This window comes from Pseudomonas putida, assembly GCF_026625125.1.
Classification (GTDB): domain Bacteria; phylum Pseudomonadota; class Gammaproteobacteria; order Pseudomonadales; family Pseudomonadaceae; genus Aquipseudomonas; species Aquipseudomonas putida_X.
Genome location: NZ_CP113097.1, coordinates 4,995,235 through 5,018,125, shown reverse-complemented (window position 1 = coordinate 5,018,125; position 22,891 = coordinate 4,995,235). Strand labels below are relative to the sequence as shown.

Genomic DNA, 22,891 nt, shown 5'->3' with positions numbered 1-22,891 from the left:
ATGCCATAGCAGTGGATAAGGTGAAGGCAATTGCATGTGGCCTTTGGGTGGCAATGCAGCCCCTCTTCAGGTCTTTTGAATTCAAAGGAAATACAGGCGATGAGCAATTATCAGCCGCCGCTGACAGTAACGCCGCGAATATTGGCACTGGTCGCCGAGATCAGTGAGTGCGTGGGGCAACTGACGGCTTATCGGGAGGATACCTTCACACCACAACTGCGCCGAGGTAACCGTATACGGACCATCCAGGCTTCGCTTGCCATTGAAAACAATACCCTTACCGTCGAGCAGGTGACCGCGCTATTGGATGGAAAGCGAGTAATGGGTTTGCCACGCGAGATCCAGGAAGTCCGCAACGCCTTCTCTGCTTACGATGCGATGCCGACCTGGCAGCCGGATCGTCAATCCGATTTGCTGACTGCGCACGGTTTACTGATGCAGGGTCTGATTGATGATGCAGGTCACTTCCGCGAGAGTGGCGTGGGTATCTACCGTGAGGCAAAGCTGCTGCACATGGCGCCACCCGCCAGCCGGGTTGCAACGCTGGTACAGGACCTTCTGCATTGGCTGGCCCGCAGTGAGTGGCATCCTCTGATTGTAAGCTGCGTGTTTCATTACGAATTTGAATTCATCCATCCGTTCGCTGACGGTAACGGGCGGATGGGGAGGTTATGGCAGACACTCCTGCTAAGTCGCTGGCGCCCTGTTATGGCATTCATGCCGGTGGAAACTGTTATCCGTGAGCAACAGGACGCCTATTACGCAGCGCTTGCAGCTTCAGATCAGGCAGCTGAGGCAACACCGTTCGCTGAGTTCATGCTGAGTGCTCTGCTGCAGGCACTTGTTGAAGCCAGGGCTACCGATCAAGTAACCGATCAAGTAACCGATCAAGTAGCCAGCCTTTTGAGTATTCTTCCGCCGGGTTCAGCGTTGAAAAGCAATGAGTTGATGCAGCGTCTGGGACTTTCTCACCGCCCCACGTTCAGCAAAAGCTATCTGAAACCTGCTTTGGCTGCAGGGCTGATCGAAATGACAGAGCCAGATTCACCGCGCAGTCCGACCCAGCAGTACCGACGAGTGCGTAACTGACATGCTGTGGACGTGATCATCCAGGCCTTCGCCGACTGACGGCGTATCCCAACCTCAATCCTTGCCTACGCTGAAACTCCCAACCTGCGTTCGCAAGGAGATCTGTCATGGCCTTCCAATACAAACGTCTGGACAAGAACAACGCCGCAGTGCTGCTGGTCGATCACCAGACTGGCTTGCTGTCGCTGGTCCGCGATATCGACCCCGACCGTTTCAAGAACAACGTGTTGGCACTGGCCGACCTAGCCGAGTATTTCAAGCTGCCCACCATCCTCACCACCAGCTTCGAAACCGGTCCCAACGGGCCGCTGGTGCCAGAACTCAAGGAGCAGTTCCCCGACGCGCCTTACATCGCCCGGCCGGGCAACATCAATGCCTGGGACAACGAAGATTTCGTCAAAGCGGTGAAGGCCACGGGCAAGAAGCAGCTGCTTATCGCCGGCGTGGTCACCGAAGTCTGTGTGGCCTTCCCGGCGTTGTCGGCGCTGGAAGAGGGTTTCGAGGTGTTCGTGGTTACCGATGCCTCCGGCACCTTCAATGAGCTGACCCGTGATTCGGCCTGGCGGCGGATGGAGGCAGCCGGGGCGCAACTGATGACCTGGTTCGGGGTGGCCTGCGAGCTGCATCGCGACTGGCGCAATGATGTCGAAGGGCTGGGCACGTTGTTCTCCAACCACATTCCCGACTACCGCAACCTGATGACCAGCTACAGCAAGTTGGCCAAGTAAAACCCCGGGGATCGACCATACTGACTTTCATTCGCCCCAAAGGAGCGTGTCATGGCCAAGCCGTCCAGGAAAAAAGACTTGCAGGCGCCCGCTGAGAAGCTGAGCGGCAAGGCCTATGACAAACAGCTCAAAACCCTGCATGTGGAATTGGTGAAACTGCAGGAATGGGTCGTGGCCAAGGGCCTGAAGGTGTGCATCTTGTTCGAGGGCCGGGACGGTGCCGGCAAGGGCGGTACCATCAAGGCCATCACCGAGCGGGTAAGCCCGCGTGTGTTCCGGGTGGTGGCGCTACCGGCGCCGACTGAACGGGAAAAGTCCCAGATGTACTCCCAGCGTTACCTCAACCATCTGCCCGCAGCGGGGGAGGTGGTGATTTTCGATCGCAGCTGGTACAACCGCGCCGGTGTTGAACGGGTAATGGGCTTCTGCACCGAGGAGCAGGCCAGCAAGTTCCTGTCGGTGGTCCCCTTGCTGGAGAAGCTGATGGTCGAGTCGGGGATCATCCTCATCAAGTATTGGCTCGAAGTCAGCGCCCAGGAGCAGACCCGCCGCCTGCAAGATCGCATCAATGACGGTCGCAAGTTATGGAAACTCTCGCCCATGGACCTTAAGTCCTACACCCACTGGGACGAATACACCCACGCCCGCGATGAAATGTTCGCTGCCTCCGACTCGTCGTGGGCGCCGTGGTTTCTGGCCCACTCCGACGACAAACGCCGTGCTCGCCTGAACATCATCAGCCATCTGCTCTCGCGCATTCCCTACAAGGACGTCACCGGCGACAAGGTGGTGAAGCTGCCCAAACGCGGCAAGATCGGTAAGTACAAAGCCATAGCCTATCCCTTCAAAGTGGTCCAAGAGCGTTTCTGATTCCCTTACTGCGCAAGGTCGCAAGGGTACGAACCTATGCCACATGACGGCAGCCTACTGCAGGCCACGGTGGTCCTATGCCTATTGAGCTGCGCCGCCTGCGCGCGCTGCGCCTGGCGCTAGGCGTGGCGCTCTGCCTGGTGGAGGGTTTCGGCCGTGGCTTGCCGGTGCCCATATTGGCGCCGGTGTTCGCGGTGCTGTTGCGTTCATGCCGCTTGTCATGAAGGCGGTGAGCCTTGGGCAGCAGGCTGGCGAAACCCGGGCTCGGCATGCCAGCCGCGAACTCATCGGCTCGCCGGTGCTGGCAAGGGGCGCAGGCTCTATCAGGTGGCAAGCACGCGGCACAGCCCTGCGTACTGGGTAAGCTGCCTGACCACCCTGCTCATCCTGCTGGGGCAGTCAGTGCAGGACAGTGCCGCTGGCCAGGACGTCTATCGGGCGTTTGCGGTCCGCATGGCGTTGTTTCTGGCCGTGTCGCTGTATGCGAGTGCCTTGCTGATAGGGCTCGACCGGCGTCGGCTCAAGGCCGTTTAGCGGCTCATGGCTTCCAGTCCACCCCGGTGTCTTGCAGATAGGCATCCACCGCCGCGCCGACAGTGGGGTGAAACGCCGTCTCGCCCATGTGCTGGAACAATTCGAACCGTTTCATCTTGTCTTTCACCGGGTCCTTCATCTCGGCGAACTGCAACTCGACCCCCCGGGCCTCCAGGGCCCGGTCGAGCTCGGCCAGCATGTCGGCGGACGTGATATCGATACTGGTCACCGGCTCCGCCGCAATCACCAGGCGCTGCACCGGGGTAGGCGACTCCTCCACAGCTGCCAGCACCTTGGCCTGAAACTGCTCGGCATTGGCGAAGAACAGCGGCGCATCCCAGCGCAGCAGCACCAGCCCCGGTACCCGGCGAGCCTGTGGATAACGCTGCACGTCATGGTAGCCACGGGTGCCGTCGACGCGGCCGAGCACCGCATGGTGCGGCCGCCAGCCATCCCACAGAAACTCGATCACCGAAATCGCCACGGCGATGCAGATACCGGGGATGGCGCCGAACACCGCAACCCCCACGAAGCAGGTGAACGACAGCCAGAACTCCCATTGCTGCATGCGAAAGATGCGCTTGAGGTCGGCGAACTCGAAAAGCCCCAATGCCGCCGCGATCACCACTGCGGCCAACGCACTGATGGGCAGGTGCTGCATGAGGTTGGGGGCGACCAACAGCAGGATGGTCACCGCCACTGCGCCGATGATGCCGGTAAGCTGGGTTTTCGAGCCGGCCGCCTCAGCCACCGGCGTACGCGACGAACTGCTGCTGATCGGGATGCCTTGGAACAGCCCGGATGCCAGGTTGGCTACCCCCAGGCCAAACATTTCCTGGTTCGGGTTGACCGTCGTTTTCAGGCGCGCCGCGTAGGTACGTGACAGCACACTGGTATCGGCGAACGACACCAACGCCACGGCGATGCCGCCCAGCAGCACCTCGATCAGGTCGATGTCGGTTACCCAGGGGAAGGCGAAGCTGGGCAAGCCCTGGGGAAGCTCACCCAGTACTTTGACGCCCATCTGGTCGAGGCCGAACAGGCTTACCGCCAGGGTGGCGAGCACCACGGCGATCAGGATGCCCGGTAAGCGCTTGTAGGGCTTGAGCAGCAGAATCAGCGCCAGGCTGCCGGCACCGATGGCAAAGCTGGGCCAGTGCCCCTGGCCGGCGATCAGGGCCTGTGCCAGCTGCCACAGATCGCGCAGGGGCCCCTGGCTGTCGATCGAGAGGCCGAACAGCTTGGGCAACTGGCTGATCAGCACGGTCAGCGCGATACCGTTCATGTAGCCATAGCGGATAGGCTTGGACAGCAACTCGGTGATGAAGCCCAGGCGCAGCAACCCGGCGATCATGCAGAAGGCGCCGGCCACCAGGGCCATCAGGCTGGCGATGGCGATGGCGCGCTGGGGGTCGCTGGCGGCGTACTGCACCACCACCGCCAGGATCGGCGCGGCCAGCGCCGAATCAGGGCCGAGCACCAGGATTCGGCTGGGGCCGAACAAAGCGTAGGCCAGCAACGGCACGATGGTCGCGTACAAGCCGTAGATGCCGGGTACACCGGAGGCTTCGGCGTAGGCGATGCCCACGGGCACCAGCATGGTGGTCAGTACCAGCCCGGCAGCGATGTCCTTGGGCAGCCAGGCGAGCTGGTAGTGCACCAGGGTGGCCAGCCCGGGGAGCCAGCGTTGCCAGTCGAAGCCGGGGCGTGGAGGTGTTTCATGCATGGTGGGGCTCCTGGGCGGAGGACGCATGAAGTGCTTGTGGTGGGCTGGGGCAAACAGGCGGCACTGCGCCAGCCCCGAGGCGTGGGCCAGGTACTCACTTGAAACCAGATGCTTCAATTCACGATAGCTTGGTAATTGTCCTGCGCGGGCTACAGCAACCCATTACTGTCAACGTTGGCCGGGTTTCTTACCACCATTCGTTTTTTTGGGCACTACTGCCGAGCAAGCCTTCAGGCGTAGGATCTTTCCTAACCTGAAACCAAATGCTTCAGTTCAAGTTAGCTTGGGAATTATCCTACGCGCGCAGCTGCCGTTTCTCTGTTGTCGATGATGAGCATCAGGGCTAATTTCCCCAGGTCGTCATGGTTTGACGATCGGGTGTGAGAGCCCGGTGATACATCGTGCCAGTGTTATGGCAGCCGTTCGTGGGCAGGCGTTTGCCTGGCCGGAATTCCGATGTTCGCCGGTCTCTCACCCCGCGTTCGGCTGCCACCCTGCTTCTGTGAGAGGAAGTTGAGTGGGGGGCTTCGTGTACTGAACTCGGAGAAGCATCATGAAAAAGCTTGTACCTGATCCGCCCACCGCAAAACCCAGCTCCCGCTCGTTCTACACCATCAACAACGACATGCCCTCAGCCGAGGCATTGCTCTATGTCATTCAGTTACTGCGCGGTATTGAAGACACCCTCGACGAATACATCTGCGGCAATGTCGGCGAGCCGGGTATCGGCATGCTGGTCAATTCCGTGCACAACGTGCAGATGGGTCGGGCGTTGACCGAATTGGTGCTGACTCGGGAGGCTGGAGATATTACTTGGCACTGACCGTTTACCCTCAGGTCTCTTAGCGACTGGCCGCGCAGAGGCCTCCTCAATCGCTTCTCAGGGTCGACAGCGACATCGCTCGACAGTGGTACATGAATGAAGCTGCCCTCCAGAATTGGAGCAGCCGTGCGCTGAATCGGCAAATCGGTACGCTGTTTTACGAGCGTCTGTTGGCGAGTCAAGATCGCGCGGCTGTGAGGTAGGAAGCTGTGACCTATGTGCATACGGGGTGCCAGAGTCCGCGTGATTTTGTGCGTGATCCGATTCTGTTGGAGTTTCTTGGTCTCCCCAAGTCCGGGGCTTTTCACTGGCCTGAAACGGCGGCGCCCCGTTCGCGGGTAAACCCGCTCCTACAGGTTTAGCACCAGCCTGAAGCGCGGCGCAGTACCTGTGGGAGCGGGTTCACCCGCGAACGGGGCGCCGCGGATTTACTGCCGTTATACGTTGAAGCGGAAGTGCATCACATCGCCGTCTTTGACGATGTAGTCCTTGCCTTCCAGGCGCCATTTACCGGCTTCCTTGGCTCCGCCTTCACCCTTGAACTGGATGAAGTCGTCATAGGCCACCACTTCAGCGCGGATGAAGCCTTTTTCGAAGTCGGTGTGGATCACGCCCGCTGCCTGCGGTGCAGTGGCACCGACACGCACGGTCCAGGCACGTACTTCCTGCACGCCGGCAGTGAAGTAGGTTTGCAGGTTCAGCAGTTCGTAACCGGCGCGGATCACGCGGTTCAGGCCAGGTTCTTCCAGGCCCAGGGCCTCGAGGAACATGTCCTTCTCTTCACCGTCGTCCAGTTCGGCGATCTCTGCTTCGATCTTGTTGCACACCGGCACCACGACCGCGCCTTCTTCTTCGGCGATGGCCTTGACCACGTCCAGGTGCGGGTTGTTGTCGAAGCCATCTTCAGCCACGTTGGCGATGTACATCACCGGCTTGCTGGTCAGCAGGTGGAAGCCACGGATGACGGCTTTCTCGTCGTCGGCCATGTTCTTCATCAGGCTGCGTGCCGGCTTGCCTTCGGTGAAGTGCGGGATCAGCTTTTCCAGGATTGCCTTTTGCGCCAGGGCTTCCTTGTCGCCACCCTTGGCATTGCGGGTGACCTTCTGCAGTTGCTTCTCGCAGCTGTCCAGGTCGGCGAAGATCAGCTCGAGGTCAATGATCTCGATGTCGCGCTTGGGGTCGACGCTGTTGGAAACGTGGATCACGTTTTCGTCTTCGAAGCAGCGCACCACGTGGGCGATGGCGTCGGTCTCGCGGATGTTGGCGAGGAACTTGTTGCCCAGGCCTTCACCTTTCGAGGCACCGGCCACCAGGCCGGCGATGTCGACGAACTCCATGGTGGTCGGCAGGATGCGATTAGGCTTGACGATTTCCGCCAGCGCAGCCAGGCGCGCATCTGGCATCGGCACGATACCGCTGTTCGGCTCGATGGTGCAGAAGGGGAAGTTCTCCGCCGCGATGCCAGACTTGGTCAGGGCGTTGAACAGGGTGGACTTGCCGACGTTGGGCAGGCCGACGATGCCGCAATTGAAACCCATGGGTATTCCCCTCTCTAGGAAATCAGGCCTTCTGGCTGTGCAGCTCGCGCATTGCCTTGGCGAAATCGCCGGCAAGCACGTCAGGCAACACGCCGAGGGCAAAATCGATGCTGGCGTCGAGCTTCTCCTGCTCGGCGCGCGGCGCGCGGCCCAGGACGAAGTTGGAGACCAGTTTGGCGTCACCCGGGTGGCCGATGCCAAGCCGCAGGCGGTGGAAGTCGTTCTGGTTGCCGAGCTGCGCGATGATGTCGCGCAGGCCGTTATGCCCGCCATGGCCGCCGCCGCGCTTGAGCTTGGCGACGCCCGGAGGCAGGTCGAGTTCGTCATGCGCCACCAGGATCGCTTCCGGCTTGATGCGGAAGAAATTGGCCAATGCCGCCACGGACTGGCCGCTACGGTTCATGTAGGTGGTGGGGATGAGCAGACGAACGTCGTTGCCCTGATGGCTGAATTTAGCCGTCAGGCCGAAATACTTGCGGTCAGCGGTCAAACAGACGCGCTGGGCGCTGGCAATGCGTTCAACGAAAAGAGCCCCTGCGTTATGCCGGGTCTGTTCGTATTCGGGGCCGGGGTTACCCAGGCCGACGATCAACTGGATGGCGGTCACGTAGGGGCTCTTCCTTGGAGTTGGTGGGTTACGGTGCGCGGCACTGTAACCCGATCAACACCGGCGCGCGAGTGGATTACTCAGCGGCGCCTTCTTCAGCTTCTGGAGCAACGCGTGGCGCGTGAACGTTGGCAACAGCTTTGTCATCACCGTGGGCCAGAGCAACGAACTCTACGCCTTTCGGAGCTTTCAGGTCCGACAGGTGGATGATGGTGCCGATTTCAGCATTGCCCAGGTCGACTTCGATGAACTCAGGCAGGTCTTTGGCTTCGCAGGAAACTTCGATCTGCGATTCAACGTGCGAGATCTCGCCGCCTTTCTTGACCGGTGCTTCTTCGTTGATGAAGTGCACTGGAACAACAGCGGTCAGCTTCTGGCCAGCAACGACGCGAACGAAGTCGGCGTGCATGATGAAGCCTTTGGCCGGGTGGCGCTGCATGGCCTTGACTACGACGTTCTGCTTGGCGCCGTCGACGTTCAGCTCGATAACGTGGCTGAAGGCAGCTTCGTTTTCGAACAGCTTGGCGATTTCCTTGGCCACGATGGTCAGGGATTGAGCTTCTTTATCGCCACCGTATACAACGGCTGGGATGTTGGCGGTGTGACGCAGGCGGCGGCTCGCACCTTTCCCCAGGTCACTACGCACTTGGGCGTTCAGAGTGAAATCAGTCATTTTGTTTCTCCAAAATAGCCCCCCGAGGGCGTTTGCGACCAGCGCCAACGGGGATGGCAAAAAAGCCCCGCCCCAACACATGTTGGGGCGGGGCGCTTCATATCAGTACCTGTTCCGCTTAGCGGAACATCGCACTGATCGATTCTTCATTGCTGATACGGCGGACCGCTTCAGCGACAACCGGTGCGATATCCAGCTGGCGGATACGGTCACAGGCTTGAGCAGCGGCGGACAGCGGAACGGTGTTGGTCACCACCAGCTCGTCCAGTACCGACTTCTCGATGTTCTCGATCGCACGGCCCGAGAGGACAGGGTGCGTGCAATAGGCATAAACCTTGGCCGCGCCGTGTTCTTTCAGTGCCTTGGCCGCATGGCACAGGGTGCCGGCGGTATCGACCATGTCGTCTACCAGGATGCAAGTGCGCCCTTCGACGTCGCCGATGATGTGCATGACTTCGGAGTGGTTGGCCTTTTCACGGCGTTTGTCGATGATACCCAGGTCGACACCCAGGGACTTGGCGACGGCACGTGCGCGCACGACACCACCGATGTCCGGGGAGACGATCATCAGGTTCTCGAAACGCTGGTCTTCGATATCGTCGACCAGTACGGGCGAGCCGTAGATGTTGTCGACCGGGATATCGAAGAAACCCTGGATCTGGTCAGCGTGCAGGTCGACGGTGAGAACACGGTCGATACCCACGACAGTGAGCATGTCAGCGACGACTTTGGCGCTGATGGCTACACGTGCCGAACGCGGACGGCGGTCCTGGCGGGCGTATCCGAAGTAAGGAATCACGGCGGTGATTCGGGATGCTGAGGAGCGGCGGAAGGCGTCGGCCATCACTACCAGTTCCATCAGGTTATCGTTGGTCGGGGCACAGGTCGGCTGAATAATGAAGACGTCTTTACCGCGGACATTTTCATTGATCTCAGTGCTGATCTCACCGTCGGAGAATTTACCGACAGAGACGTCACCGAGAGGGATATGCAGCTGACGTACGACACGCCGAGCCAGATCGGGGTTAGCGTTCCCCGTAAAGACCATCATCTTGGACACGCGCAGTACCTGGAGGCTGAGGGTATACCTGGATGAGTATAAGGAAAATGGCAGGGGCGGCTGGATTCGAACCAACGCATGGCAGGATCAAAACCTGCTGCCTTACCGCTTGGCGACGCCCCTGTATCTGTTGCTGCGAGCGCTATGCACTCGACTTCTTGACCAGACTTTGCAGCTTGCGATGCAACATCGAAACATTGCTTCCTTTCGCCACAAACCCTGTTTGGGTCGCTGAAAGAAGGGCCAGAACTTTATCAGCTTCGGCTTTGCTTGGGAAGGCCCCAAACACGCAACTTCCAGTGCCGGTTAATCGAGCTTCAGTAAATTTACCCAGTGAATTCAACGCGTTGCGAACTTCCGGGTAACTTTGCTCTACCACCGGTTGGCAGTCATTTCGACTGTTTCCCTCGGGAACGGGGCGCATCTTAAGGGGGAGGGAATCACGTGTCAACTGTGGATGCGAAAAAATTTCTACTGTGCTGACAGACACTTGCGGCACCAGCACGACGTACCAGGGTTCTGCCGGGTCGACCGGGGTCAGTTGCTCACCCACACCTTGGGCGAATGCAGCATGGCCACGGACGAACACCGGGACGTCGGCGCCTAGTGTCAGGCCCAGGGCCGCCAGGCGATCTTCGTCCCAATCCAGTTGCCACAGGTGCGCCAGCGCCAGCAATGTGGTCGCGGCATCCGAGCTTCCGCCGCCGATACCGCCGCCCATGGGCAGCACCTTGGTCAGCCAGATATCGGCGCCAAGCCCGGTGCCGGACTGTTCCTGCAGCTTGCGCGCGGCGCGCACGATCAGGTTGCTGTCGTGGGGCACCGCTTCGATTTCGGTGTGCAGGCGGATCGCGCCGTCTTCACGCAGGGCGAAGGTCAGTTCGTCGCCGTGCTCGAGAAACTGGAAGACGGTTTCCAGTTCGTGGTAACCGTCCGGACGGCGGCCGATGATGTGCAGCCACAGGTTGAGCTTGGCCGGGGCGGGCAGGGTGAGCCTGTGCATCGGTCAGTGCCCCAGCTGGCGCGGCTGCCAGTCCTTGACCACCAGGGTCACGTCGAGGTCCTTGCCGTGCAGTTTCAGGCGCTCGGGCAGCCAGTAGCCGTTCTGCTCGGTGTAGCTCAGGTACTGCACCTGCCAGCCGTCCTGGTCCAGGCTGGCCAAGCGGCTGTCGCCATCGAGGGTCAGCTTGCTCTTGCTGTCGGGAGCGGGCAGGCCGCGCACCCACCAGACCAGGTGCGACACCGGCAACTGCCAGCCCAGCTGTTCTTCCAGCAACGCTTCGGGGCTGGCGGCTTCGTAGCGGCCCTGGTTGGCTACTTCCAGTACCACACCACCGGGGCGGCCGGTCAGGCGTGCTGCGCCTCGGCCCAGCGGGCCGGCCAGACGGATGTCGTAATAGTCCTGGCGCTGCAACCAGAACAGCGTGCCACTGCCGGAGTCGCGCGGCGCGCGTATGCCGACCTTGCCGTTGATCTGCCAGCCATCGAGGCTGCTCAATTGCTCTTTATGGGTGCGCCACTGCTGTGGGTCGCCGTGGCCTTGAAGGGCCTCGCGGCTACCGAAGCCGGCACAGCCAGCCAGCAGGGCGATCAGGGTGAAGGTGATGCAATGGCGCAAAAACATGGCGTTAAAGGGTCTCGGATCCGGTCAGGCGCAAGACGGTCTTGCGCAGGATAGGGCTGTCGGGCTGGGCCTCGAAGGCCTTGGCCCAGACATGGCGAGCTTCACGGCGCTTGCCGTTGGCCCACAGAACCTCGCCCAGGTGAGCAGCCACTTCATGGTCGGGGAAGCGCTCAAGGGCCTGGCGCAGGTAACGCTCGGCCTCCTCGAGGTTACCCAGGCGGTAGGCGACCCAGCCCTTGCTGTCGAGGATTGCCGGGTCGTCCGGGGATAGCTCATAGGCCTTGTCGATCAGGGCCTTGGCTTCAGTGTAACGGGTTGTGCGGTCGGCCAGGGTATAACCCAGGGCGTTCAGCGCCATGGCGTTTTCCGGTTCGCGAGCGATGATGGCGCGCAGGTCTTTTTCCATCTGCGGCAGGTCGTCACGCTTTTCGGCGAGCATGGCGCGGGTGTAAAGCAGGTTGAGGTCGTCCGGGTAGCGCTGGATGGCCTGTTGCAGCACCTGGTTGGCCTGGGCGTCCTTGTTGTTGTTGCTGTAGCTTTCCGACTCGATCAGGTAAAGCTGGATGGCGAGCTCCGGCTGCGCCTCGCGGGCCTGGGCCAGCTGGCGGGACGCCTCGGTGCCACGGCCGTTGGCGATCAGGATATCGGCCTGGCGCAATTGTGCCGGCAGGTAATCCGGGCCCGGGCCGACCAGCGCGTATTCGCTCAGGGCTCCGGCGGGGTCGTGGCGTTCTTCGGCAATGCGGCCCAGGTTCAGGTGGGCGGCGTCGACGTTGCTGTCACGCTCGATCAGCTCGCGCAGGTAGCTCTCGGCCTCATCCCAGTCCTTGTTCTCCAGGCATACCAGCGCCAGCGAGTAACGCAGCTCGTCATCATCGGGGTATTGCTGGACCAGGCTGATGAACTCGGCCTTGGCATCGGCGATGCGGTCCTGTTCGACCAGGGTGCGCGCATAGGTCAGCCGCAGGCGCTTGTCGTCTGGGTTGTCGCGGATCGCCCCGCGCAGCAGCGGCAGCGCTTCCGGGCCGCGGTCCAGGGCCTGGAGCAGGCGGGCGCGCAGCAGGGTCGAAGCGATCTCGCCATTTTGCGCCGGGTGCGACTCAAGCAGCTCGAGGGCTTCTTCAGCCTTGCCATCCTGATTCAGCAACAGGGCCTTGCCGAACACCAGCTGGTTGTTGTCGGGGTACTTGACCAGCAGGCGGTCGAAACTCTGCATCAGGCCGTCGCGGGTGCTCTGGTCGGTTTCGGCGGCCGACAGGGCGAGGAAATCGAAATGCGTGTCGCCCTGGCCTTGCAGCACCTTCTCCATATAGGTCATGGAGTCGTCATAGCGGCCTGCCCGCGCCAGCTGGATGGCAGCGGCGCGCTGGGCGTCGAGGTTCTGTGGGTCGTTGCGGGCCCAGATCAGTGCGCTGTCCAGGGCCGGCTCGTCGGCGCCGAGGTACTCGGCGATGCGGTAGGCGCGCTCGGACACGCCCGGGTCCTGGGTTTTCTCGGCCTGGTCGGTGTAATTGGCCAGGGCGATATCGAACCGGTTGCGCTGGCCGGCGAGTTCGGCCACCAGCAGGCTGTAGAGCGTGTCCTGCTTGAACGACCCATACACCACGGGCTTGTCGGCCTCTGCCTTGCCGGCTTCGGCAACGGGAGGCTCGGCCTTGTGTGGGGCCAGGCTCTGGCAGCCCTGGAGCAGGGCGAAGGCAAGCAGCAGTGCGTAGGGTCTGTTCATATGAAGAGGCTTAGAAGGACTTACCGGCGGTCGGAGCATGATGACACAAGCGCGGGGGCAAACCCACCTGCGAAGGTCGTGCTTTACAGCGTTGCTGGTGATTAGGTGGGACAGCGGGGTAGGTGGGATGTTCACTGCCCTGTGGCTTGTCGCCGCCGGCTCGGCAACGCGCCAGTCTGACTGCTTTTAAGTGTTGGCCAAGGGCTTGAGCCTGGATATCGTCGATTTTTATAGGCGATAAAGGGCATGTTTCCCGCTCCCTGGCCATTTTTTGACATGGGTTTCGTGGCCCAGGGGCAATGGCTCCAGGCGAGGGGTTGGCAAGGTTGCGCGGCCTGCGCCCCTCACCCTCACGACAATAGCGAACGGTGGTTGTTCTAAAACCTGCGAAAGAGGACAATTATCGGCTTCTCGTCACAACCAGCGACCTTGCATGGCCTTTCTTGCACTTGGTATCAACCATAAGACTGCCTCGGTAGACGTACGCGAGCGCGTGGCGTTTACCCCAGAGCAGCTGGTCGACGCCCTGCAGCAGCTTTGTCGGCTGACCGCCAGCCGTGAGGCGGCGATCCTGTCGACCTGCAACCGCAGCGAGCTCTATATAGAACAGGATCAGTTGTCCGCCGAGGCGGTCCTGCAGTGGCTGGCCGATTATCACCGCCTTAGCCTGGATGAGCTGCGCGCCAGTGCCTACATCCATGAAGAGCATGATGCCGTCAGGCACATGATGCGGGTTGCCTCGGGCCTCGACTCGCTGGTACTTGGCGAACCGCAGATCCTCGGCCAGATGAAGTCGGCGTATGCCGTGGCGCGTGAGGCTGGCACCGTGGGCCCGCTCCTCGGGCGCCTGTTCCAGGCCACCTTCAGCGCAGCCAAACAGGTGCGCACCGACACCGCGATCGGCGAGAACCCGGTGTCGGTGGCGTTCGCCGCGGTCAGCCTGGCGCGGCAGATCTTCAGCGACCTGGGGCGCAGCCAGGCACTGCTGATCGGCGCCGGTGAAACCATCACCCTGGTTGCTCGTCACCTGCATGAGCAGGGCGTGCGCCGTATCGTCGTGGCCAACCGTACACTGGAGCGGGCCAGCCTGCTGGCCGAGCAGTTCGGGGCTCACGCCGTGTTGCTGGCCGATATCCCACAAGAGCTGGCGCACAGCGACATCGTCATCAGCTCGACCGCCAGCCAACTGCCCATCCTGGGCAAGGGCGCGGTGGAAAGCGCGCTGAAGCAGCGCCGGCACAAGCCGATCTTCATGGTCGACATCGCCGTGCCGCGCGACATCGAGCCGGAGGTAGGTGAGCTCGACGACGTGTACCTGTATACCGTCGATGACCTGCATGAAGTGGTCGCGGAAAACCTCAAGAGCCGCCAGGGCGCGGCCCAGGCGGCCGAAGAGCTGGTCTCGGTGGGCGCCGAAGACTTCATGGTGCGTCTGCGCGAACTGGCTGCGGTCGATGTGTTGCGCGCCTATCGCCAGCAAAGCGAGCGCCTGCGCGACGAAGAACTGCAAAAGGCCCAGCGTCTGCTGGCCAACGGTGGCAACCCCGAGGAGGTACTGGCGCAACTGGCCCGGGGGCTGACCAACAAACTCCTGCATGCGCCCAGCGTGCAGTTGAAAAAGCTCTCGGCCGAGGGCCGGCTCGATGCGCTGGCCATGGCCCAGGAACTCTTTGCCCTCAACGAGGGCTCGACGGACAAATCCTTGCAATGAAAGCGTCGCTGCTGAACAAACTGGACACGCTCCAGGACCGCTTCGAGGAACTCACCGCCTTGCTGGGTGATGCCGAAGTCATTTCCGACCAAACGCGCTTTCGCGCCTATTCTCGCGAATACGCCGAAGTGGAGCCGGTGATCGGCGCCTATAAAGAGTGGCGCAAGGTGCAGGACGACCTCGAGGGTGCCCAGGCGCTGCTCAAGGACGCCGACCCCGATATGCGCGAAATGGCTGTGGAAGAAGTACGCGAAGCCAAGGAGCAACTGCTGGGGCTGGAGTCGCAGCTGCAACGCATGCTGTTGCCTAAAGACCCCAACGACGGGCGCAACGTGTTCCTCGAAATTCGCGCAGGCACCGGCGGCGACGAGGCGGCCATCTTCTCGGGCGATCTGTTCCGCATGTATTCGCGCTATGCCGAACGGCGCGGCTGGCGCCTTGAAATTCTCTCCGAGAACGAAGGCGAGCACGGCGGCTATAAAGAGATCATCGCCCGCGTCGAAGGCGACAGCGTTTACGGCAAGCTCAAGTTCGAGTCTGGCGCGCACCGCGTGCAGCGGGTGCCTGAAACCGAATCGCAAGGCCGTATCCACACCTCAGCGTGTACTGTCGCGGTGCTGCCCGAGCCGGATGAGCAAGTGGCTATCGAGATCAACCCGGCCGATTTGCGCGTGGACACCTACCGCGCATCCGGCGCCGGTGGCCAGCACGTCAACAAAACAGACTCCGCCATTCGCATCACCCACTTGCCTACTGGCATCGTGGTGGAGTGCCAGGAGGAGCGTTCGCAGCACAAGAACCGCGCCCGAGCCATGTCCTGGCTGTCGGCCAAGCTCAATGACATGCAGACCAGCGCGGCGCAGAACGCCATCGCCAGTGAACGTAAACTGCTGGTCGGTTCGGGCGACCGCTCAGAGCGTATCCGTACTTACAATTATCCACAGGGGCGGGTGACCGATCACCGTATCAACCTGACCTTGTATTCCCTCGACGATATCCTTGCCGGGGGCGTGGACGCGGTGATCGAACCGTTGCTGGCCGAATACCAGGCTGATCAGCTGGCGGCACTGGGGGATTGATGACCATCATCGCCAGCCTGCTGCGCACTGCGCAATTGCCGGATTCGCCCACCGCACGCCTGGACGCCGAACTGCTGCTGGCAGCGGCCATCGGCAAGTCTCGCAGCTACCTGCATACATGGCCTGAACGCATCGTCAGCAGCGAGGATGCGCAGACCTACGCGGGCTACCTTGAGCGTCGCCGGGGGGGCGAGCCCGTTGCCTACATTCTAGGCCAACAGGGCTTCTGGAAACTCGACCTGGAAGTGGCACCACACACGTTGATTCCGCGCCCTGATACCGAGCTTCTGGTCGAGACGGCGCTTGAGCTGCAGCCTGCAACGCCCGCCAAGGTGCTCGACCTGGGCACCGGCACTGGCGCGATAGCGCTGGCCTTGGCCAGCGAGCGCCCGGCCTGGCAGGTCACGGCACTGGACCGGGTCGAGGAAGCGGTAGCGCTGGCTGAGCGTAATCGTCAACGCTTGGGCCTGGGCAACGTGAAGGTGCTCGCCAGCCACTGGTTCAGTGCCTTGAGCGGGGAGCGTTTCGACCTGATCCTCAGCAACCCGCCGTACATCGCTGCCCAAGACCCGCACCTGGCTGCCGGTGATGTGCGCTTCGAGCCCAGCAGTGCACTGGTGGCCGGGGCCGATGGCCTGGACGACCTGCGGCTGATCGTTGGCCAGGCACCGGCGCATCTGCTGCCCGGTGGCTGGCTGCTGCTGGAACACGGCTACGACCAGGCACAGGCGGTGCGCGCTCTGCTGGCCGGGCAAGGTTTCATCGAGGTGGCCAGCCGCAAGGACCTGGGCGGTCACGAACGTATTTCCCTGGGGCGCCTGCCATGCTGACCGATCAGGAATTGTTGCGTTACAGCCGGCAGATCCTGCTGGCACAGGTGGACATCGAAGGCCAGTTGCGCCTCAAGCAAAGCAAGGCGCTGATCATCGGCTTGGGTGGTCTGGGCTCACCGGTGGCGCTCTACCTGGCAGCCGCGGGTGTGGGGGAACTGCACCTGGCGGACTTCGATACCGTCGACCTGACCAACCTGCAGCGCCAGGTCATCCATGACAGTGGCAGCGTTGGCATGAGCAAGGTGGACTCGGCGCTGCAGCGGCTTGCGGCCATCAACCCTGAAATCACCTTGGTCGCCCACCGTCAGGCGCTGGACGAAGATTCCCTGGCCGCTGCGGTAGCAGCCGTCGACCTGGTGCTGGACTGTTCCGATAACTTCGGTACCCGCGAGGCGGTCAATGCAGCGTGCTTCGCCCACGGTAAGCCGCTGGTCAGTGGGGCAGCCATCCGCCTCGAAGGGCAGCTGTCGGTGTTCGACCCTCGGCGCGATTACAGCCCTTGCTACCATTGCCTGTATGGCCATGGCAGCGAAGACGAGCTGACCTGCAGCGAAGCCGGCGTGATCGGCCCGCTGGTGGGGCTGGTCGGCAGCCTGCAGGCGCTGGAAGCCATGAAACTGCTGGCGTGTTTTGGCGAGCCGCTGGTGGGCCGCTTGCTGCTGATCGACGCCATGGGCACGCGCCTGCGTGAGCTGCGGGTCAAGCGCGACCCGGCTTGTGCGGTGTGTGGCAAGCGCGATGGCTGAGCGCTCGGCAGCGGTTGGCGTGATGGACTCCGGGGTCGGCGGTTTGTCCGTGCTGGCCGAGATCCAGCGCTTGCTGCCCAGCGAGTCGCTGCTCTATGTGGCCGATTGCGGGCATGTGCCGTATGGCGAGAAAACCCCCGACTACATCCGCCAGCGTTGCCGGCGCATTGCCGAGTTTTTCCAGGCGCAGGGCGCCAAGGCGATGGTCCTGGCCTGCAACACGGCAACCGTGGCAGCGGTTGCCGACCTGCGTGAGCTTTACCCCGACTGGCCGCTGGTAGGCATGGAGCCGGCCGTGAAGCCTGCTGCTGCCGCCACCCGTTCCGGCGTGGTCGGTGTGCTGGCCACTACCGGCACCTTGCAGAGCGCCAAGTTCGCCGCCTTGCTCGACCGCTTCGCCAGTGACGTACGCGTGGTCACCCAGCCTTGCCCTGGGCTGGTCGAGCTGATCGAGACGGGTGACCTGGGTAGCCCGCAATTGCGCCAGCTGTTGCTTGGGTACTTGCAGCCCTTGCTTGCGGCAGGGTGCGATACGTTGATTCTCGGGTGTACCCATTACCCATTCCTGCGCCCATTGCTGGCCGGGATGGTGCCCGCCGACGTCGCTATCATCGATACCGGGGCGGCGGTGGCGCGCCAACTGCAACGGTTACTCGCCGCGCGCGGGCTGCTGGCCGAGGGGCCGGCACGCGAAGCGGCATTCTGGACCAGCGCCGAGCCGCGGTCATTGGAAACCATCCTTCCTGTGCTGTGGAACACGTCGGGTAGTGTGAACAAGTTCGAATTGTAAAAAAAACGTGAAAACAGCTGAACTATCGTCCCACTCCTGATTTCTATGTTTTGCCTGCCATGAGGCAAACACTTACAACAGCATTGGAAAGAAGGATGTTTCTCATGAGGAAACTGCTCGGCTTGGCGGCGGCTGCCGCCATCACTTTGGGACAAGTCGCGGCGGTGCATGCTGCCGATGTTTCGTTATCGGTGGGGCAGACGGGGGACTCCACCCAAGTTTACCGCCTGGGTCTGCAGTCAAACTGGGATGCCAGCTGGTGGCAGACGAGCGTCGGTCGGCTGACGGGTTATTGGGACGGTGCTTACACCTATTGGGACGGCGACGAGACGGCGAGCAACCACAGCCTGTCTTTCGCACCTGTATTCGTCTACGAGTTCGCCGGTGAGTCGGTGAAGCCCTACATCGAAGCAGGGATCGGTGTGGCTGCATTTTCCAGCACCGAACTTGAAAGCAACGAGTTGGGCTCGTCATTCCAGTTCGAAGACCGCATCGGTTTCGGGCTGCGTTTTGCGGGTGGGCATGAGATTGGCGTGCGGGCAATCCACTATTCCAATGCCGGCATCAAACAGCCCAATGATGGGGTCGAGAGCTACAGCCTGCATTACCGCATGGCACTGTGAAGTTGTCTTGCCATCCACTTTGCGGGGCCGCGAAGGGGATGGCAATCGCCCCATCACTTAGCGTGACAACGGCCACAAGCTGCTGGGGTTCGTGACCTCCAGCACGAGCTCCGGCTCGCGCAGTGGCAAGCGTCGCAGCAGCTCTTGTGCCGCGCTCTCTGGCGTCCACTCTTCTGGGTAGGCCATCGCTGACGTGACTGGCGTCTTCAGCGATTGCGGCGCCACCACTGTCAGGTCAATACCTTCATTTTTCAGCGACTGGCGCGCCTCGCGAAACCACTGCGGTGTGTTGTTCCAGCCTGCTGTGACTTGGGTGGGCGCATACAGCTGCAGGGCTGAATAACGGTTGAAGATCGCCATTACCTGCGGCTTGTCGCCTTTGATCAGCAACGGTAATACCTTGCCCATACAGTGCTCGGCCGCCAGCTGATTACTGCTGACGATCGTCTCGAACACGTCTGTGGCCGATACCGTATCCGGCAGGTAATCGCTGGCCCCGGCATTGATGATCAGGCTGTCCAGCGAGCCCCAGGTATGGCAAAGCTGAAGGCAGGCATTGGCTGCCTGGTCTTCGTCATGCAACTGCCATGGCAGGCGCAACATACGGCTGCCATGGTGCGCTGCCAAGCTATCGAGCGCTTGGCAGTCCTTGCCACTTGCCGCTACCCGGTGCCCTTGCCCGAGCAGCTGTTCCACTAACGCCAGTCCCAGGCCGCTGCCGGCCCCCGTAACCCAGAAAAATCGCGGATGATTCAATGCACGGACCCCTCACCCTAACTACGCGACAACCCCTTGAAGGCCTCCAGTGCACGCTGGCGACTACTACTTAGGTCAACTATAGGACGATGGTACGAATTATCGGCGAAAAGATCCTTATTTTGCGTAGGCTGATGGATACTTTTTTCATCCAAACCGCGCAGCTCGGGTACCCAGTGGCGAATGAAGTGCCCTTCTGGGTCGAACCGTTGCGACTGCGAAATGGGGTTGAAGATACGAAAATAAGGTACCGAGTCCGTGCCCGTGGACGCGCTCCACTGCCAGCCACCATTGTTGGCGGCAAGATCACCGTCTATCAGGTGGCGCATGAAATGTCGTTCGCCCTTGCGCCAATCGATCAGCAAGTTCTTGCTGAGGAACATGGCGACGATCATGCGCAGGCGATTGTGCATCCATCCGGTGTGCAGCAACTGGCGCATGGCCGCGTCGATGATCGGGAATCCGGTACGTCCCTGTTCCCAGGCCTCAAGGTCGGCAGGGGCATCGCGCCAGGGCAACGCCTCAGTGTGTGTGCGGAATGCTCGGTGGCGTGACACCTGTGGATAACCGGTCAAGATATGTTTGTAGAACTCGCGCCAGAGCAATTCGTTGATCCAGGTCTGGGTGCCAGTACTACCACTGTCGAACTCGCCGCGGTTGCTCGCCAGTGCGGCGTGCAGGCACTGGCGGGGTGAGACCACCCCGGCCGCCAGGTAAGCCGAAAGTTGGCTGGTACCCGGTTTAGCCGGCAGGTCGCGCAGGTGATGGTAATCCTCGATGGTTTCATCCACGAAGCGTGACAGCCGGGCGTGCGCTTCGTCCTCGCCAGCAGGCCAGTGTTCGCTCAGTGCACGCGGTGGTTTGTCAAAGCCTTCGATGTGTTGTGGGATGGGGTCGCTGGCGACGTCCACCGCCGCCTGCCTTTTTACCCGAGGCGCTTGCGACGGCAGGCTTCGGTGCAGGTGTTCCAGGCAGACTTTCTTGAACTGGCTGAAGACCTGGAAGTAATCCCCACTGCGGGTCAGCACGGTGCCAGGGCGGAACAGCAGCTGGTCGAGGTAGCTGTGGGCCTGAACGCCGGAAGCTTCCAGTAGCGCCCGGGTCGCCTGGTCGCGGCTGTTCTCGTTGATGCCGTACTCATCGTTCCAGTGCACCGCTTCGATCTTGTGCTGGCGGCATACGTCAAGCAGCGTTTGCGCCGCCTGATCCCAGGTGTGGATCCTGCGGACCAGCAGCGGGATATTGAGGCCCTCGAGTGACTTTCGCAGGTCGCGCAGGTTACGCAGCCAGAAGTCGACCTTGCAGGCAGCGTCGTCGTGCGCCTGCCATTGGCCTGGGCTGGCCAGCCACAAGGCCACGGTAGGGCCGCGTTCACAGGCGGCGCTAAGGGCAGTGTTGTCGTTGACGCGCAGGTCGCTGCGCAGCCAGATCAATTGCATGGGGTATCTACTCTACAGGCGGGCGGTCATTGCCTTGCAGCGTTCGCAATGCCGCCTGCGGGGTATCGAACAGGAAAAGCTCGGGCAGACCGAAGGCTTGCAGTTGAGCTTGATGGAGGGAAATCGTGGCACCGCCCAGCAGCTTCGTGCCTGCTATGCCCTGCAGGGTGCGCAGCAGGGCCCTGCCTTCGATGCGCGGGCCCAGGTGCAGCAGCAGGGCGCGAGGTTGCAGAGCGGTGACGGCGCGCTGCAACTCCACCCCGCTCACGGGGTATTCCAGCACTTCGACGGGGATGCCACTGCTGCTCAGCAACCAGGCAGAAAGCCAAAAGCTGGGGTCGAAGGCGTGCTCGCTGTCTTGGGCCAGCAGCACGGCAGGGCCGTGCAGTGATTGATTGTCGTGGTAGACCCGCGCCCCCAACTTGCTGCGCAGCCACGTGTGGAAGAACACCTGCTCAAGCCTGGCATTGAAGTAATTGCACCAACGCTGCGCCAGGCTATCGAGCAACGGCAGCAGCAATTTCTCGCACAGGGTGATGGCAGGGTACAGCGCCATGGCTTGGTTCAGCTGCTGGTCGAGGCTGCGCTGGGACAGGTTGGCGATGGCCTCGATCAACTGTTGCTGGCGAGTTTGCCAGTCGCCTTGCGGGGCAGCACCGGGTGGTTTGTCGAGCAACTCACGCACCTGGCCGACCGATGCGCCCCGTTCCAGCCACGCCAGGATCGCTTGGACCCGTTCGACCTGATCGCGGCCATACAAGCGGTGGCCTTTGGCGGTCCGTTGTGGCTTCAGCAGGCCATAGCGCCGCTCCCAGGCGCGCAGGGTGACTGGGTTCACGCCGGTGCGCCGGGCCAGTTCACCGATGGGCATGGGCGTTTCAGACTGCATTACGTAACCCCAGGCTGTCGGGGTGTGGCTGCAGGTAGGCCTGCTGCAGCAGGTACGGGTCTGGGTGCTTGCGCAAATGGTGTTTGAGCAAGGTCAGCGGCACCACCAGCGGCACGACCCCTTGCTGGTACTGGTCGATGATGTGTTTCAGCTCGGCCTTGTCCTGCTGCGTCAATGCGTCTTTGAAATAGCCACTGAGGTGCTGCAGAACGTTGCCATGGGTGCCGCGGCTGGCGCAGCGACGCAGCGCCTGCATCAACTGGCTGAAATAGCGGGGCCCGATGACCTCAGGGTCGTCGTCCCGGCTCATGCTGCCAAGCAGGCGCCCAAGCTGCCGGTAAGCCTGCGGGTTGTTGGCCATGAGCAGGTACTTGTAGCGCGAATGGAAGCGCACCAGTGCGCCACGGCTCAAACCCTCGGCCAGCAGATGCTGCCAGTCCGCATAGGCGTAGACGCGGCTGATGAAGTTTTCGCGCAATACCGGGTCGTGCAGGCGACCCTCTTCCTCCACCGGCAGGTCCGGGCGACGGGCGCAGAAGGCCGCTGCATAGGCGCCCCTGCCGCCCTGTACTGCCGGGTGACCGTTATCCTGGTAGACCTTGACCCGTTCCAGCCCGCAGGACGGCGACTTCTGCATGAAAATGTAGCCGCAGATATCATCCAGCTCATCGGCCATCTGTTCGCCGTAACTGGCGAGTGGGCCAGTGAAGTCCATGCCAGGGTTGCGTGTCCCGACCACCGCGGGGTGTTCGGGGTCACCGACCAGGCGGATCGGGTCGCGGGGCACGCCCAGGCCGATGGCGACTTCTGGGCAGACCGGCCGCCAATCGAAATGTTCTTCCAGCTGGGTACGGCACAGATCGGACGACTTGTGCCCGCCGTTGTAGCGCACACTGTGGCCTGTCAGGCATGAGCTGATGGCAATGCGGGGCTTACGCTGGGCGGATGGATCGTGCATGGCTGCCTCCGAAAACTTGTACATGGAATCGCGCGTGTACAAGGTTATTCCAGCACAGCCACAAACTTA

At 61.7% G+C, this 22,891-nt stretch carries 23 protein-coding genes, 1 tRNA gene and 2 pseudogenes; 13 read left to right on the top strand and 13 right to left on the bottom strand.

What is annotated here, in order from left to right:
- The first annotated feature begins 99 nt into the window (after window positions 1–99).
- From OSW16_RS23095 to OSW16_RS26975, 5 genes and pseudogenes are all read left to right on the top strand, one after another.
- A complete protein-coding gene (locus OSW16_RS23095; RefSeq protein WP_267818786.1) occupies window positions 100–1,089 on the top strand; it encodes a Fic family protein in 990 nt (329 codons plus the stop codon).
- 107 nt (window positions 1,090–1,196) lie between these two features.
- A complete protein-coding gene (ycaC, locus tag OSW16_RS23090; protein WP_046784574.1) occupies window positions 1,197–1,817 on the top strand; it encodes an isochorismate family cysteine hydrolase YcaC in 621 nt (206 codons plus the stop codon).
- 51 nt (window positions 1,818–1,868) lie between these two features.
- Window positions 1,869–2,687, top strand: coding sequence for a polyphosphate kinase 2 (gene ppk2, locus OSW16_RS23085; RefSeq protein ID WP_267818783.1), 819 nt, complete (start codon window positions 1,869–1,871; stop codon window positions 2,685–2,687).
- A gap of 77 nt (window positions 2,688–2,764) precedes the next feature.
- Window positions 2,765–2,911 (top strand): DUF2955 domain-containing protein, encoded by a 147-nt coding sequence (locus OSW16_RS27215; RefSeq protein ID WP_267818781.1) that lies wholly within the window; start codon window positions 2,765–2,767, stop codon window positions 2,909–2,911.
- Window positions 2,893–3,221, top strand: a pseudogene (locus OSW16_RS26975) (hypothetical protein); the annotation flags it as partial. The gene OSW16_RS27215 and the pseudogene OSW16_RS26975, both read left to right, overlap by 19 nt.
- Window positions 3,222–3,225: 4 nt before the next feature.
- On the opposite strand, the gene OSW16_RS23070 reads toward OSW16_RS26975, so the two are convergent.
- Window positions 3,226–4,947 carry a SulP family inorganic anion transporter gene (locus tag OSW16_RS23070; protein WP_267818778.1) on the bottom strand — a complete coding sequence of 574 codons (1,722 nt, stop codon included), beginning with the start codon at window positions 4,945–4,947 and terminating at the stop codon, window positions 3,226–3,228.
- A gap of 553 nt (window positions 4,948–5,500) precedes the next feature.
- Here OSW16_RS23070 and OSW16_RS23065 point away from each other — a divergent pair.
- Both OSW16_RS23065 and OSW16_RS23060 read left to right on the top strand, forming a co-directional pair.
- On the top strand, window positions 5,501–5,770 hold the full coding sequence (locus OSW16_RS23065) for a hypothetical protein (RefSeq protein WP_267818776.1): 270 nt from the start codon (window positions 5,501–5,503) through the stop codon (window positions 5,768–5,770).
- Between the two features lie 53 nt (window positions 5,771–5,823).
- Window positions 5,824–6,069 (top strand): annotated as a pseudogene (locus OSW16_RS23060) (DUF1016 domain-containing protein); the annotation flags it as partial.
- Between the two features lie 138 nt (window positions 6,070–6,207).
- Here OSW16_RS23060 and ychF read toward each other — a convergent pair.
- From ychF to OSW16_RS23020, 8 genes are all read right to left on the bottom strand, one after another.
- Complete coding sequence (ychF, locus tag OSW16_RS23055) at window positions 6,208–7,308, bottom strand: redox-regulated ATPase YchF (protein WP_008099042.1); 1,101 nt, start codon at window positions 7,306–7,308, stop codon at window positions 6,208–6,210.
- A gap of 22 nt (window positions 7,309–7,330) precedes the next feature.
- Window positions 7,331–7,915 (bottom strand): aminoacyl-tRNA hydrolase, encoded by a 585-nt coding sequence (gene pth, locus OSW16_RS23050; RefSeq protein WP_176512175.1) that lies wholly within the window; start codon window positions 7,913–7,915, stop codon window positions 7,331–7,333.
- A 76-nt stretch (window positions 7,916–7,991) separates the two neighbouring features.
- Complete coding sequence (locus OSW16_RS23045) at window positions 7,992–8,588, bottom strand: 50S ribosomal protein L25/general stress protein Ctc (protein WP_267818769.1); 597 nt, start codon at window positions 8,586–8,588, stop codon at window positions 7,992–7,994.
- Window positions 8,589–8,706: 118 nt separating this feature from the next.
- Window positions 8,707–9,648: a ribose-phosphate pyrophosphokinase gene (locus OSW16_RS23040; protein ID WP_003247410.1), complete on the bottom strand. Its 942-nt coding sequence runs from the start codon at window positions 9,646–9,648 to the stop codon at window positions 8,707–8,709.
- A 48-nt stretch (window positions 9,649–9,696) separates the two neighbouring features.
- Window positions 9,697–9,771 (bottom strand) — tRNA-Gln (locus OSW16_RS23035).
- 19 nt (window positions 9,772–9,790) lie between these two features.
- The gene (ispE, locus tag OSW16_RS23030; RefSeq protein ID WP_267818767.1) at window positions 9,791–10,651 is read right to left on the bottom strand and encodes a 4-(cytidine 5'-diphospho)-2-C-methyl-D-erythritol kinase; all 861 of its coding nucleotides are present in this window, start codon (window positions 10,649–10,651) and stop codon (window positions 9,791–9,793) included.
- A 3-nt stretch (window positions 10,652–10,654) separates the two neighbouring features.
- Window positions 10,655–11,272, bottom strand: a complete 618-nt coding sequence (gene lolB / locus OSW16_RS23025) for a lipoprotein insertase outer membrane protein LolB (RefSeq protein ID WP_267818765.1) — start codon at window positions 11,270–11,272, stop codon at window positions 10,655–10,657.
- A 4-nt stretch (window positions 11,273–11,276) separates the two neighbouring features.
- Window positions 11,277–12,998 carry a tetratricopeptide repeat protein gene (locus OSW16_RS23020; protein WP_267818763.1) on the bottom strand — a complete coding sequence of 574 codons (1,722 nt, stop codon included), beginning with the start codon at window positions 12,996–12,998 and terminating at the stop codon, window positions 11,277–11,279.
- 433 nt (window positions 12,999–13,431) lie between these two features.
- On the opposite strand from OSW16_RS23020, the gene hemA reads away from it, so the two are divergent.
- The 6 genes from hemA to OSW16_RS22990 all read left to right on the top strand — a co-directional run bounded on the left by hemA (window position 13,432) and on the right by OSW16_RS22990 (window position 18,780).
- On the top strand, window positions 13,432–14,709 hold the full coding sequence (hemA, locus tag OSW16_RS23015; protein WP_241806319.1) for a glutamyl-tRNA reductase: 1,278 nt from the start codon (window positions 13,432–13,434) through the stop codon (window positions 14,707–14,709).
- On the top strand, window positions 14,706–15,788 hold the full coding sequence (gene prfA / locus OSW16_RS23010; protein ID WP_267818761.1) for a peptide chain release factor 1: 1,083 nt from the start codon (window positions 14,706–14,708) through the stop codon (window positions 15,786–15,788). The genes hemA and prfA overlap by 4 nt, the downstream gene beginning before the upstream one ends.
- On the top strand, window positions 15,788–16,618 hold the full coding sequence (gene prmC / locus OSW16_RS23005; protein ID WP_267818759.1) for a peptide chain release factor N(5)-glutamine methyltransferase: 831 nt from the start codon (window positions 15,788–15,790) through the stop codon (window positions 16,616–16,618). Before prfA ends, prmC begins: the two co-directional genes overlap by 1 nt.
- Window positions 16,612–17,367, top strand: a complete 756-nt coding sequence (locus tag OSW16_RS23000; RefSeq protein WP_241806322.1) for a molybdopterin-synthase adenylyltransferase MoeB — start codon at window positions 16,612–16,614, stop codon at window positions 17,365–17,367. Before prmC ends, OSW16_RS23000 begins: the two co-directional genes overlap by 7 nt.
- Complete coding sequence (murI, locus tag OSW16_RS22995) at window positions 17,360–18,157, top strand: glutamate racemase (protein WP_267818756.1); 798 nt, start codon at window positions 17,360–17,362, stop codon at window positions 18,155–18,157. Before OSW16_RS23000 ends, murI begins: the two co-directional genes overlap by 8 nt.
- A gap of 104 nt (window positions 18,158–18,261) precedes the next feature.
- Window positions 18,262–18,780 (top strand): acyloxyacyl hydrolase, encoded by a 519-nt coding sequence (locus OSW16_RS22990; RefSeq protein WP_267818754.1) that lies wholly within the window; start codon window positions 18,262–18,264, stop codon window positions 18,778–18,780.
- A 57-nt stretch (window positions 18,781–18,837) separates the two neighbouring features.
- Here OSW16_RS22990 and OSW16_RS22985 read toward each other — a convergent pair whose 3' ends face one another.
- Genes OSW16_RS22985 through OSW16_RS22970 form a run of 4 tightly spaced genes read right to left on the bottom strand, consistent with a single transcriptional unit; the run spans window position 18,838 to window position 22,822 of the window.
- Entirely contained in the window at window positions 18,838–19,536 is a 699-nt protein-coding gene (locus tag OSW16_RS22985) for an SDR family oxidoreductase (RefSeq protein WP_267818752.1), read from the bottom strand.
- A gap of 17 nt (window positions 19,537–19,553) precedes the next feature.
- Entirely contained in the window at window positions 19,554–20,975 is a 1,422-nt protein-coding gene (gene phrB, locus OSW16_RS22980) for a deoxyribodipyrimidine photo-lyase (protein WP_267818750.1), read from the bottom strand.
- 7 nt (window positions 20,976–20,982) lie between these two features.
- A complete protein-coding gene (locus tag OSW16_RS22975) occupies window positions 20,983–21,864 on the bottom strand; it encodes a MerR family transcriptional regulator (protein WP_267818748.1) in 882 nt (293 codons plus the stop codon).
- Complete coding sequence (locus OSW16_RS22970) at window positions 21,854–22,822, bottom strand: YbgA family protein (RefSeq protein ID WP_267818746.1); 969 nt, start codon at window positions 22,820–22,822, stop codon at window positions 21,854–21,856. Before OSW16_RS22970 ends, OSW16_RS22975 begins: the two co-directional genes overlap by 11 nt.
- Window positions 22,823–22,891: the final 69 nt, after the last annotated feature.